11 protein-coding genes are annotated in these 13,152 nt (G+C 59.4%); 7 read left to right on the forward strand and 4 right to left on the reverse strand.

What is annotated here, in order from left to right; translation table 11 throughout:
- Positions 1–23: 23 nt before the first annotated feature.
- Complete coding sequence (gene xylB, locus ACR0DO_RS16635; RefSeq protein WP_480560423.1) at positions 24–1,460, reverse strand: xylulokinase; 1,437 nt, start codon at positions 1,458–1,460, stop codon at positions 24–26.
- Positions 1,461–1,580: 120 nt separating this feature from the next.
- On the opposite strand from xylB, the gene ACR0DO_RS16640 reads away from it, so the two are divergent.
- The 7 genes from ACR0DO_RS16640 to ACR0DO_RS16670 all read left to right on the forward strand — a co-directional run bounded on the left by ACR0DO_RS16640 (position 1,581) and on the right by ACR0DO_RS16670 (position 9,119).
- Positions 1,581–2,606 carry a LacI family DNA-binding transcriptional regulator gene (locus ACR0DO_RS16640; RefSeq protein ID WP_480560425.1) on the forward strand — a complete coding sequence of 342 codons (1,026 nt, stop codon included), beginning with the start codon at positions 1,581–1,583 and terminating at the stop codon, positions 2,604–2,606.
- 94 nt (positions 2,607–2,700) lie between these two features.
- Positions 2,701–4,005, forward strand: coding sequence for an ABC transporter substrate-binding protein (locus ACR0DO_RS16645; protein WP_480560427.1), 1,305 nt, complete (start codon positions 2,701–2,703; stop codon positions 4,003–4,005).
- Positions 4,006–4,111: 106 nt separating this feature from the next.
- Positions 4,112–4,978 (forward strand): carbohydrate ABC transporter permease, encoded by an 867-nt coding sequence (locus tag ACR0DO_RS16650; protein WP_170375757.1) that lies wholly within the window; start codon positions 4,112–4,114, stop codon positions 4,976–4,978.
- Between the two features lie 12 nt (positions 4,979–4,990).
- On the forward strand, positions 4,991–5,821 hold the full coding sequence (locus ACR0DO_RS16655) for a carbohydrate ABC transporter permease (protein WP_480560429.1): 831 nt from the start codon (positions 4,991–4,993) through the stop codon (positions 5,819–5,821).
- A gap of 12 nt (positions 5,822–5,833) precedes the next feature.
- The gene (locus ACR0DO_RS16660) at positions 5,834–6,838 is read left to right on the forward strand and encodes an ABC transporter ATP-binding protein (protein ID WP_480560431.1); all 1,005 of its coding nucleotides are present in this window, start codon (positions 5,834–5,836) and stop codon (positions 6,836–6,838) included.
- The gene (locus ACR0DO_RS16665) at positions 6,835–7,608 is read left to right on the forward strand and encodes an L-iditol 2-dehydrogenase (protein WP_480560433.1); all 774 of its coding nucleotides are present in this window, start codon (positions 6,835–6,837) and stop codon (positions 7,606–7,608) included. The genes ACR0DO_RS16660 and ACR0DO_RS16665 overlap by 4 nt, the downstream gene beginning before the upstream one ends.
- Positions 7,608–9,119, forward strand: coding sequence for a mannitol dehydrogenase family protein (locus ACR0DO_RS16670; RefSeq protein WP_480560435.1), 1,512 nt, complete (start codon positions 7,608–7,610; stop codon positions 9,117–9,119). The genes ACR0DO_RS16665 and ACR0DO_RS16670 overlap by 1 nt, the downstream gene beginning before the upstream one ends.
- 83 nt (positions 9,120–9,202) lie before the next feature.
- On the opposite strand, the gene ACR0DO_RS16675 is transcribed toward ACR0DO_RS16670, so the two are convergent.
- From ACR0DO_RS16675 to ACR0DO_RS16685, 3 genes are all read right to left on the reverse strand, one after another.
- Positions 9,203–11,077: a DEAD/DEAH box helicase gene (locus ACR0DO_RS16675; protein ID WP_480560437.1), complete on the reverse strand. Its 1,875-nt coding sequence runs from the start codon at positions 11,075–11,077 to the stop codon at positions 9,203–9,205.
- A 264-nt stretch (positions 11,078–11,341) separates the two neighbouring features.
- A complete protein-coding gene (locus tag ACR0DO_RS16680; RefSeq protein WP_480560439.1) occupies positions 11,342–12,082 on the reverse strand; it encodes a metallophosphoesterase family protein in 741 nt (246 codons plus the stop codon).
- Positions 12,083–12,095: 13 nt separating this feature from the next.
- Entirely contained in the window at positions 12,096–13,151 is a 1,056-nt protein-coding gene (locus ACR0DO_RS16685; RefSeq protein WP_480560441.1) for an aldolase/citrate lyase family protein, read from the reverse strand.
- Position 13,152: the final 1 nt, after the last annotated feature.

A 13,152-nucleotide genomic window follows, 5' to 3' on the forward strand; every position in this document is an offset into this window, starting at 1 on the left:
TCGGGCGCAGAGCGCGAAGGCACCTAATCGACCACACTTAGTGCCGTATAAACACCGCGAAACCGCGTCAATCGTTGGGACAGCGCCGCCATGTCAGCGGGCTCGAACCGGTCCGTTGTTGGGGGTTGAAGAGCCAGATCAGAATTTTCCAACGCGCCAACACCACAGGCTGCCAGCCGGGCCGCACCATAGGCCGGACCGGAATCCGCCCCCTTAGACCGCACAATGGGTTTCCCGGTCACCGTCGCGATCAGGCTCAGCAAAAGATCAGATCGGCTGCCGCCGCCGATGGCGGCCAGTTCCGGCAAGTTGTCTATCGTTTCGCCGAAACTCTGCGCTGCATCAGCAAAGCAAAATGCAATGGCTTCCACCACGGAACGGCAGATGTCCGCGCGTGTGGTCGAATCCTCAAGGCCAAAGAAGCAAGCCCGGATATGCGGATCCCCAAGCGGGCTGCGCTCACCGGTCAGATATGGCAGGAAGATCGGCACACGATCACCGCTGACCGTTTCGGCCAGCGTTACAACGTCGGCAGCAGACAGCCCAAGTTGACCGCCAATCCATGAAATCGGTCTGGCGCCGTTCAGCATTGCTGCCATTTGATACCAGCGATCAGGCAGCGTGTGCGCAAAAGCATGAACATAGCGTTCGGGATTGGGATTGTACTTGCGATCCGCCACGAACAGCTGGCCGGACGTCCCCAGCGAGATAAAGCCACGCCCCGGTTCGGTAGCCCCCAGAGACACCGCCCCGGTTGCCGCATCCCCTCCTCCGGCCACGACGGGTACGCCGGGTTTCAACCCAGTTTCAACCGCCGTTTCTGCTGTGACCGTCCCAACAACATTGTGACCGTCGCAAACCTGCGGCAACCAATCGGGCTCGACACCAGTGGCTTCAACAATTCCGGCATCCCAATTGCGTGACACCTGATTCAGCCACAGGGTCCCGGCAGCATCGGACGTGTCGGTTGCCAACTCGCCATGCAGGCACAAACCGATATAGTCCTTAGGCAGCAGGATATGGGCAAGTCGGGCATAGTGGTCCGGCTCGTGTTGTTTCAGCCAGGCGATCTTGGGTGCCGTAAAGCCCGGCAAAGGGAGGACGCCGGCGATTTGACCTATCTGCGGTTGGGCCGCGCGCAATTCATCGCATTCACGTGCCGCCCTGCTGTCATTCCAAAGGATGGCCGGTCGGATCGGACACAGGTCACGGCCCAACAAAACAGCCCCGTGCATTTGGCCGGACAAACCGATGGCTTTCACCTCGGACAGCGTGATTTTCCCCGCAAGTTGGTTCAATGCATCGCGTGTTGTCTGCCACCACATATCCGGGTGCTGCTCGGACCAGCCGAGTTGCGGCGAGGATGTCTCCATTCCTACCGAAGCCGTCGCAAGTATTCGATCTGTATCCGCACAGACAAGCTTGACCGCCGACGTTCCGATATCGATCCCGAGATACATTGAAACCCCTTGCTTGCAGAAACGTGCGGAAATTGTCTGGCTATTGATTTTTTAGCGCGCGCAAAGAATATGTAAAAACAGGACAAGATCAAGGCGGCTAAGATCCGCAGGCAGACTGGCATGACCAAGATAAAGAACATGGAAGAGTTCGCAGCCCTCAGCGGCATCTCGCGACCCACGGTATCCAAGTACTTCCACGATCCCGACAGCGTTCGCCCAACGACAAGGGCCCGGATAGAAGAGGCGCTCGAACGGTTTGACTATCGCCCGAATATCTATGCTGTGAACCAGAACCGAAAGCTGACCAAGAATATCGGTATCGTCGTACCCTACCTGGCCGATCCGTTCTTTGCCGAAATCGCGCGGTATCTGGAGCAATCCTGCATCGCAGCGGGGTATCGCCCGTTTCTTTTCAGCTCTCATGGTGAACAAAAGCTGGAAAACGAAATTCTGGACGGTTTGCAATCCCTGAAACCCGCTGGCGTGTTGTTGGCGCCGTTGGGGCGTATCTCTGACACGTCTGCGATTGAGAAATTTTGCGCCAGCGTGCCGACAGTTCTGTTCGACAGCAACCTCGACGGTCTGGGCGCGGCGTTTATCGGGTCCGACAATTTCAGCTTTGTGTCCCAGACCGTGGAATACATGACCCGTACCGGCGAGCCGCCTTCCTTCTTTGAGATGCGCACACCCGCAAACCCAAATGCCAACAAGCGGCGCAAAGCCTATGTTGAAGTGATGGAGCGTCTGGGCTTTGAGCCGCATGTCATCAAAATCGAAGGCACTGGCTGGGCCTTCGAAGAGATTGGCCGGCAGGGTGCGCTGAAGGTGCTGGATCAGCGCGAGCTGCGCACAGATTCAGTTCTGTGCAGCAACGACCGGCTGGCGATCGGCTTTCTGGCGGCGTGCTACGAACAGGGGATTCGTGTCGGGCGAAAGGACGATTGCACATTGCGGGTTGCCTCAAACGACGATCATCCTTTTGCAAAATTTACGTGCCCATCCCTGACGACCGCAGCACATGATTACGACAACGTGGCGGCGCGAAGCGTCGAAACGCTGTTTGAACTTATTGAAAACGGTGGAAAATTCGACAAGCGGACGGAAACCCTCTTCCCTGCGCGGCTGGTCTTAAGGGAATCCGCATAGTTATAAAATTTAACGCGCGTAAAGTTTTTATTGACGGCGCGACAATTATTAAACTAGGCTCTCTGCACAGCATCCAAGCTCAGGGAGGACAGGGATGTATCTGAAACACGCACTTCGTGCGGCGACTGCGCTGACTTTCGTCGCCACGGCCGCGGCCCACGCGCAATCCATCACCATCGCCACCGTGAACAACGGCGATATGATCCGGATGCAGGGCTATACCGACAAATTCACCGAAGCGACCGGGATCGATGTCGAGTGGGTGACACTTGAAGAAAACGTGCTGCGTCAGCGCGTGACCACCGACATCACCACCAAGGGCGGCCAATTCGACATCATGACCATCGGTATGTACGAAACCCCGATCTGGGGCGCCAATGGCTGGCTGGTGCCGTTGGAAGGCATGTCTGCCGAATATGACGTGGACGACATTCTGCCCGCGATGCGCAACGGGCTGAGCCATGACGGAACGCTGTACGCCGCACCGTTCTATGGTGAAAGCTCAATGGTCATGTACCGCACCGACCTGATGGAAAAGGCCGGGCTTGAAATGCCGGACGCCCCGACCTGGCAATTCATCCGCGAAGCCGCCGCCGCGATGACCGACCGGGACAATGATATCAACGGCATCTGCCTGCGCGGCAAGGCTGGATGGGGTGAGGGCGGTGCCTTCATCACCGTGACCGGGAATTCGTTCGGCGCGCGCTGGTTCGACGAAGACTGGAAGCCCCAGTTCGATCAGCCCGAATGGAACGAGGCGCTGACCTTCTTCGTTGACATGATGGCCGAGTCAGGACCTGCAGGCTATGCGACCAACGGCTTCAATGAGAACCTCTCGCTGTTCCAGCAAGGCAAGTGTGGCATGTGGATCGACGCCACGGTTGCGGCCTCATTCGTAACCAATCCCAACGACTCGACTGTCGCGGACAAGGTTGGTTTTGCGCTAGCTCCGAACTCGGACGGTGTTGACAAGCGGTCCAATTGGCTCTGGGCCTGGGCGCTGGCCATCCCGGCGGGCACACAACAGGAAGATGCTGCCAAGCAGTTCATCGAATGGGCCACGTCCAAGAATTACATCGAGCTGGTGGCCGAGAACGAAGGCTGGGCCAACGTCCCGCCGGGCGCGCGGACCTCGTTGTATGAGAACCCCGAGTATCAGAAGGTGCCATTCGCGCAGATGACGCTGGACTCGATCCTGTCAGCGGACCCGAATAACCCGACGGTGAAACCGGTGCCCTATGTTGGCATCCAGTTTGCGGCCATCCCCGAGTTTGCAGGTATCGCCACGCAGGTCAGTCAGGAATTCTCGGCGGTCTATGCTGGTCAGCAATCGGTGGAAGAGGCGCTTGAGAAAGCGCAGGCCTTCACTGCAGAAGAGATGGAAGCCGCAGGGTACTGAGGTCTTCTCCCCGCGGGTGGGCAGAGGTCTGCCCCCCGCCCTACCCTTCCACACCCCGTGTTTTTCTCGCAGGCTGGTATGCGCCTGAACAGAGAGGTCTTGCGTCATGGCAACTCAACATTCCCGATCCGTTGCGCGCCTTATGATGGCACCCGCCGTGGTCCTGCTTCTTGGCTGGATGCTCGTACCCCTGACGATGACGCTGTACTTTTCCTTCAAGAAATACCTGCCGCTGAGGGGGGGCGATCTGGGCTGGGTCGGGTTCGACAATTACGTCCGGTTTGTGTCCTCCAGTTCATTCTGGCCTGCGGTGCAGGCAACATTGGTCATCGTGGGCGGTGTTCTGGTGATTACGGTCATCCTCGGCATCCTTCTGGCGATGCTGCTGGATCAGCCGATGTGGGGTCAGGGTGTTGTCCGCATCCTCGTAATTGCGCCCTTCTTCGTCATGCCCACCGTATCCGCGCTGGTCTGGAAGAACATGTTCATGGACCCGGTCAATGGGCTTTTGGCGCATCTGTGGCGCTTTTTCGGGGCCGAGCCGATCTCCTGGCTGTCCGAGGCGTCGATGACCTCGATCATCATGATCGTCTCCTGGCAATGGCTGCCTTTCGCCACGCTGATCCTTCTGACCGCGATCCAGTCGCTGGACAGCGAACAGCTGGAAGCGGCTGAAATGGATGGCGCCCCGGTTCTGAAACGGTTCTATCACATCATCCTGCCGCATCTGAGCCGCGCGATCACCATCGTGATCCTGATCCAGACAATCTTTCTTCTGTCGATCTTCGCCGAGATCTTCGTGACCACCGGCGGCGCCTTCGGCACCCGTACACTCACCTACCTGATCTTCCAGCGCGTGCTGGAAAGCCAGAATGTCGGCCTCGGATCAGCCGGAGGTGTCTACGCCATCATCCTTGCCAATATCGTTGCGATCTTCCTGATGCGCATCGTCGGCAAAAACCTGGACGCGTGAGGAGGAACGAACATGGCCCGCGCCGTCACAACCCGCCGCAAATCGCTGAACACTGCCCTTGCCTGGGCTATCGGTCTGCTGATCTTTTTCCCGATCCTCTGGACCATCCTCACCAGCTTCAAGACCGAGGCGCAGGCCATTGCCAGCCCGCCGCTATTCCTGAATTTCAACTGGACGCTTGAGAACTATGCCATCGTGCAGGAACGCTCGGACTATATGCGGTTCCTGTGGAATTCGGTCATCATCGCGGGTGGCTCGACCATTCTTGGGGTGATCATCGCGGTGCCCGCCGCATGGGCGATGGCCTTCGTGCCCTCCAAACGCACCAAGGACATCCTCCTTTGGATGCTGTCAACCAAGATGCTGCCTGCGGTGGGCGTGCTTTACCCGATCTACCTGCTGTTCATCCGGCTGGGCCTGCTGGACACACGCGGAGGGTTGGTCGTTGTCCTGATGCTGATCAACCTGCCGATCATCGTCTGGATGCTCTATACCTATTTCCGCGAAATCCCGGGCGAGATTCTGGAGGCCGCGCGGATGGATGGGGCGACGCTGAAAGAGGAAATCCTCTATGTCCTCACGCCCATGGCCATTCCCGGCATCGCCTCGACCGTGCTGCTGAACTTCATCCTGGCTTGGAACGAGGCGTTCTGGACCCTCAACCTGACCGCAGTTGACGCGGCGCCACTCACTGCCTTTATCGCCAGCTATTCCAGCCCCGAGGGCCTGTTCTTTGCCAAGCTCAGCGCGGCCTCGACCATGGCAATTGCGCCAATCCTCATCCTCGGCTGGTTCAGCCAGAAACAACTTGTCCGCGGCCTGACCTTCGGCGCTGTGAAATAAGGAACACGACACATGGGACGTATTCAACTCAAGTCCGTGACCAAAAGCTTCGGCGACGTTGAGGTCATTCCCCCGCTGGATCTGACCATCGAAGATGGCGAGTTCACCGTCTTCGTCGGCCCCTCGGGCTGCGGTAAGTCGACCCTGCTGCGTCTCATCGCAGGGCTGGAAGACATCACCTCGGGCTCTATCGACATTGACGGTTCGGATGCCACCGATGTACCGCCCGCGAAACGGGGATTGGCAATGGTATTCCAGTCCTATGCGCTCTATCCGCATATGACAGTGCGCAAGAACATCGCCTTCCCGCTGCGCATGGCGAAACTGGACCAGGCCGAGATCGACAAGCGCGTCGAAGGGGCGGCCAGCGTGCTGAACCTGACCGATTATCTGGACCGCCGTCCGGGGCAGTTGTCAGGCGGGCAGCGTCAGCGCGTCGCCATCGGCCGCGCGATTGTTCGCGAACCCGCAGCGTTTCTGTTCGATGAACCGCTTTCAAACCTGGACGCGGCGCTGCGGGTCGGTATGCGGCTGGAAATCAGTGAACTTCATGAACGTCTGGCGACCACGATGATCTACGTGACTCACGATCAGGTCGAGGCCATGACAATGGCCGACAAGATCGTTGTTCTGCAGGCCGGTGTGATCGAACAGGTCGGCACCCCTCTGGAGCTGTATCGAACGCCGCGCAACCTGTTTGTCGCGGGGTTCATCGGCTCGCCCAAGATGAACTTCATCGAAGGTCCCGAGGCGGAGAAACACGGTGCTCACACCATCGGTATTCGTCCGGAACACATCACAGTGTCCGAGACCGAAGGCGAATGGTCCGGCGTTGTCAGCGTCTCGGAACACCTCGGCTCGGACACGTTCTTTCATGTGCACGATACCGGTCTTGCCGAAACACTCACCGTCCGCGCGGATGGCGAGGTTGGCTTCCGCCACGGGGACCGCATCCACCTGACGCCACGCGCGGACGTGATCCACCGGTTTGACGCACAGGGGCTGCGGATCGAATGAACCGCCTGGCCGGAAAAATCGCCCTCATCACAGGGGCCGCACGGGGCATAGGGCTGGCCTTTGCCAAGGCTTATGTCGCCGAAGGTGCGCGCGTTGCGATTGCCGACATTGACGGCCCTCGGGCTCAGGAGGCCGTCGCCAAAATCGGCGATAGCGCCGTGGCCGTCGAGATGGACGTGACCAGCCAGCACAGCATAGATGAGGCCGTCGCACGCACGGCTGCACATTTCGGCCCAATCGACATTCTGATCAACAACGCAGCCATCTTTACGGCGGCCCCGATTGTTGAGATTGAGCGCGCCGACTACAACCGCGTTTTCGACATCAATGTCTCAGGTGTTCTGTTTACGATGCAGGCCGTTGCGCGCCACATGATCGAACACGGAACCAAGGGTCGGATTATCAACATGGCCTCGCAGGCCGGGCGACGGGGCGAGCCTCTGGTCGCGGTGTATTGCGCAAGCAAGGCGGCGGTCATTTCTCTGACCCAATCGGCGGGGCTGAACCTGATCTCTCATGGGATCAACGTGAACGCAATTGCTCCGGGTGTTGTGGATGGCGAGCACTGGGACGGCGTAGATGCGTTCTTTGCAAAACACGAAGGCAAACCACGTGGCCAGAAGAAACGCGAGGTGGCCGCAGCCGTCCCCTACGGCCGGATGGGTTGCGCCGAAGATCTGACCGGGATGGCGGTGTTTCTCGCCTCGGACGAGGCCAAGTACATCGTCGCCCAAACCTACAATGTCGACGGTGGAAACTGGATGAGCTGATGGACCCTCTGGCACACGCAAAACCTCCGAAACGGCTGGGGCGGGACAACCTTGCAGAGCTGCCTGTGAGCGTCAGGACCCCGGCTTACGCGCGTTCCGACCTGACGCCGGGCATTGTCCATATCGGGCTTGGCAATTTTCACCGCGCGCATCAGGCCTGGTACCTACACAAGTTGATGCAGCAGGGTCAGGCCCACGACTGGGCCATCATCGGGGCCGGTGTGCGAAGCTATGACGCCGAGATGCGAGAGAAATTGCTGGCGCAGGACTGCCTGACAACCCTGATTGAGCTGGATCCGAACGGGATGTCCGCCGAGGTTACAGGCCCGATGATCGACTACCTGCCGATTGAGGCGGGCAATACCGCTCTGATCCGGAAGATGGCCGACCCATCCATCCGGATCGTGTCGCTGACAGTAACCGAAGGCGGGTATTACCTGGATTCCAACTCCGATGCCTTCGACACTGATCACGAAGATATTCGTCACGATGCGGCAAACCCCACCCACCCGCGCACGGTCTTCGGCGCCCTTGTTTCGGCGCTCGGGCAACGCCGTGCAGACGGCCTCAACCCTTTTACTGCGCTGAGCTGCGACAACCTTCAGGGCAACGGGACGATCTTGCGGAACTGCGTCGTTGGTATGGCGCGCCTGTCCGATCCTGACCTGGCCGCCTGGATTGACCAGAATGGTGCGTTCCCCAATTCGATGGTGGATTGCATCGTGCCCGCGACGGCCAATCAGTTGGTGTCGCAATGCCGCGCGCTTGGCGTCGATGACCGCGCGCCGGTCTCGCACGAGAACTTTCGCCAATGGGTGATCGAGGATGACTTCTGCGCCGGGCGCCCGCCGCTTGAACAGGTCGGTGTGACGCTGACCCATGATGTTCATAGCTATGAAGCGATGAAACTGCGCATTTTGAACGGCGGTCACCAGCTGCTTGCAAATGTCGGGGAAATTCTGAATGTCCCGACAATTGCAGACTGTATGCAAGACCCGGATATCGTGGCGTTTTTCGAGAAAGTTCAGGCTGACGAAATTCTGCCACATGTCGAGGCTGTCCCCGGAACGACGGCAAAAGAATACCTTGCCCTGGTCAAGAGCCGATTTGCCAACACCGCGATTCACGACACAACGCGCCGGGTTGCGTTTGACGGGTCGTCGCGGCATCCGGGCTTTCTGCTGCCATCGCTGCGCGATGCGCTTGCGGCTGGCACTTCCGCAAACGGGCTTGCGCTGGCCGAGGCGTTTTGGTGCAGGATGTGTGCGGGCATTCGTGAGGACGGCTCAGAAATCGCCCCCAATGACCCCCAATGGGAGACCCTGCAGAAAACAGCGATGGCGTCCAAAGCCGACCCGGAGCTTTGGCTCAAACAACGCCAGTATTGCGGTGAATTTGGCCGGGGCACACAGTTTTCCGATGCCTTCGCCCGGTGGCTGACCGGGATCTGGCAGAGCGGCAGCCGGGCAGTTTTGGCCGAGTTTATCGCCACCGATTCATTGCCGCACTAAATCCGCGCCCCTCGGATCAATCGGGCGCAGACACACCATGCTATGACGGCGGCGCGGCTTAGCCACTCTGGCAGGCGTTTCACTTATTTCGAGCGTCTCGGTACAGCATTGCCGCCCTTTGCTGCGGCAGCGCGTGCCCGGTTTTTCTTGCTGTTTGGCTTACCCTTGGGCGGTGGCGGGCCTTTCGGACGGTTCGACTTTTTGCCAATACGATCACGTTTGGGCTTGGCGTCCGCTTTCACTTTGTCCGCGGGTTTGGGCGGTGTCTTTTTTCGCGCCTTGGCAGGTTGCGGCTCGGCGAGGCGTTGCGGTTTTTGCCCGGTCTTTTCCCAGCCTCTCTTGCCTTTCACACCCTGCTTGGGGCCTTTTTTAGCAGAACCCGAAAAATCGGGGGCGGCGTCCAGCTGCACGATGTCTTTTGTACGCTCGATCTTCATCTCAGGTCCGATCGCGTCCAGGAAGCCAGCAACGCTGCTTTCGCGAATTTCGATATAGGTTTCGCTATCAGCGATACGGATCGCACCAATATCGGATTTGGTGATGTTGCCCGCCTTGCAGATCATGGGAAGAAGATATCGCGGCGACGCATTGTCGTTGCGCCCTTCCGAAAGCGAAAACCAGACGCTCGGGCCAAAGGGCACGTTTGGCTTTGGCGCAGCTTCCTTGACGTCGCTCAACTCTTCCGGTGCGGAATGCTGTCGCTGGTATTGGCGGACATAGGCCGTGGCAAGTTGCTCCGGCGAGAACTTTGCCACCAGCTCATCAACGGACATGCGTTCGGCCTCTGTCACATCCGAAAGCCAGTCGTCCGAGCTGAACATCCGCTGCATATCCTGTGCGTTGACCTCGTCTGCGGACGGTGCAGCCCCCCATTCGGCGGTCAGCTTGGCGAATTTCAGCAGACGCTGCGCCTTTTTGAACGACGCCGGTGGGACGATCAGGGCACTGACCCCTTTGCGCCCTGCCCGCCCGGTCCTGCCCGAGCGGTGCAGAAGGGTCTCATGACTATTGGGCAGCTCGGCATGGATCACCAGATCCAGGTTCGGCAGGTCGATCCCGCGTGCGGCGACATCGGTTGCAACACAGACACGGGCGCGCCCGTCGCGCATGGCCTGCAAGGCGTTGGACCGTTCGCTTTGGGTCAGTTCACCAGACAGCGCCACAACCGAGAACCCGCGGTTCGACAGGCGGGCGGTCAGACGGCTGACCATGGCACGCGTGTTGCAGAAGACGATGGCGTTCGGCGCCTCATAGAACCGTAACACGTTGATGATTGCGTTTTCACCATCACGCGGGGCAACATTCATCGCGCGGTATTCAATATCGGCGTGCTGCGTCCGTTCACTAACGGTGCTGACACGCTCGGCATCGCGTTGGTACCGGGCAGCAAGGCTGACAATGGCGCGGGGAACCGTGGCCGAGAATAACAGCGTCTGGCGATCTGTCGGGGTTTGCTCGAGAATGAACTCCAGATCCTCGCGGAACCCGAGGTCGAGCATTTCATCGGCCTCATCCAGAACTACGGCGCGCACGGCCGTCAGATCGATCGAGCCGCGCATGATATGGTCGCGCAAGCGCCCCGGCGTTGCGACCACGATATGCGCCCCGCGCGACAGCGCCCTGCGTTCATCACGCATATCCATGCCGCCAACGCATGAGGCAATGAACGCCCCCGCATCGGCGTAAAGCCACCCCAATTCGCGTTTGACCTGCATCGCAAGCTCTCGCGTTGGCGCGATGACCAAAGCCAAAGGCGCATCCGCTGTATCAAAAACCTGCGCGTCGCCCAGAATGGTCGGTGCGATGGCCAGGCCGAACCCGATGGTTTTCCCCGATCCCGTCTGCGCCGAAACCAACAGATCCCGCCCCTGCAACTCGGGCGCGGTCACGGCCTCTTGGACAGGGGTCAGGGTGTCATATCCTTTGCGCTTCAGCGCATCTGCGAGTGTCTGTTTCATGGCTCAGCTTTCCTGGGTGATGCTGTCACCCTCAGAGCGTCCAACACACGGATCAAAATCGAAGCACAGTCCATACCGAGAGAGAAACCGGATGTATAGGGTGGAAAATGAAGACCCACCGCGCTTACGCGATTACCAGCCAAGCAACAGGAGGCGGAACGCACCATAGCGACATTCGGTATTCACGAATGCCACCTGACGTTTGCTTACGCCCCCCATCAGCGCGGGCTTGTGGTTCTTCCAATCAGAGAACGTTTTCTCTCATTATCTGGGCTTATTGCAGGTCAGAGGTTTTCGCCCCGTGTCCTCCAGCACCCAACATTCTGTTCCTTCGAAAACCGCAGCGGTCAGCGGTTTGCCATATCCTGCCCCGGTATCGATGTTCACACGGTTTCCATGGTGTTCAGGGGTGGCGACGTGGGTATGGCCGTGAACAACCAGCCATGGGTGAGGGTCCGGGCAGTCCAGAAACTCTTCTCGAATCCAGATCAGATCGTCGGGGTCCTGACGATGCATGGGAACCCCGGGCTGGATACCTGCATGCACAAACAACAGGCCTTCGTGCATATGGTAAGGCACCAGACCCGCCAGAAAATCGACATGGGCCTGCGGAACAGCGGCTTTGGCCCTGGCGTGGACCTGATAGGTTCGATCTCCTTCACTGATCTCAACGCCATAGGAGTTCAGCGTTTCGACGCCCCCTATCCGGGGATGCAGCCAATGATACCCGACCAGCAGGCGCGCATCGTTGCGTGGGTAATCCTCAAGAAACATGGCGCACATCTGGTCGTGGTTGCCGCGCAGGAACGTCCAGTTTCTGCCTTCGGACTGCCCTTTTATCAAAAGGTCCAGAACCTGCCGACTGCGGGCGCCGCGATCCGTATAGTCACCGATAAAGACGATTTGGGCATCAGGCCCGCCGTCCTTTTCGATGCGCGCCAACGCGTCCTCGAGCATGTGCAACTGACCGTGGATGTCGCCAATGGCATAGACAGGTTCTGGCATTTCGCAGGCGCTCTTATTCAGACCAGTCGATGCGGAACTCTTCGCGAAAGGCAAAACGCTCCAGATGGGCCTCAATCACATTCTTCCAACGCGCCAAATCCCCGCGCGGACCGGTCGCAGCGGTTATTGTCAGGGTGCTGTCAGTCGCTTCGAGGTTCACACTGTCGCCATCCGGGAAGGCCACGCTGCCGTTCGTTTCGTCAAAGAACACCTCGGCCTTGTGCGACCAGTGTTTGCAGAGCTGCTGCAGGTATTTGCTGGCCGCAGCGGTTTCGGCGACGCCCGAGGCGGTCTGGTCCGGCAGCAGGCTCAGCCCGGCTTTGGCGGCGTTGCGCATAGCGTTTGCAAACAGGGTCACGTCGATATTGGTGGCCACAAAGCTGGCTCCGATACCCAAGCATTTGCGTTGCATTGCCGGATCAAGGGTCAGGATACCCGCCGCCTTGCCCGCAGCCACGATGCGGGTCAGCGCGTCCAGCACGGCTTGAACCACGTCAGGGTGACCGGCATCGCCGATATGGCCCATATCGGCGGCCAGATCGGATGGGCCGATGAACACTCCGTCCACATCGGTGGCCAGAATATCGTCCAGCGCCGCCAGACCCTTTTGGTTTTCCACCTGCACCAGCAGGCAAATCTGTTCATCCGCCGTTGTCAGGTAATCCGGGATCGCCGCAAACCGCGAGGCCCGCGCCAGAGCCGATCCCACGCCCCGCACGCCATGCGGCGGGTATTGCACCGCCCGCACCAGTTCACGCGCCTGATCGCCGCTTTCGACCATGGGCACCAGGAGGTTCTGCACGCCTGCGTCCAGATATTGCTTGATCATCCAGGTCTCGCCAATCGGCAGGCGCGCGACCGGGGTGCTGCCCGATCCTTCGATCACCTGCACCTGTTCAAGGATGGAGCGTAGATCGTTCGGCGCGTGCTCACCGTCGACCAGCAGCCAGTCGAACTGCGCGGTCGCCGCGATTTCGGCGGTATAGGCGTTGGCCATGCCGATCCAGCAGCCAATCTGGGGGCGCCCGGCCTTGAGCGCGGCTTTGAACGTGTTCTTCGGCGCAGGCATG

The organism is Ruegeria sp. AM9, assembly GCF_056540565.1.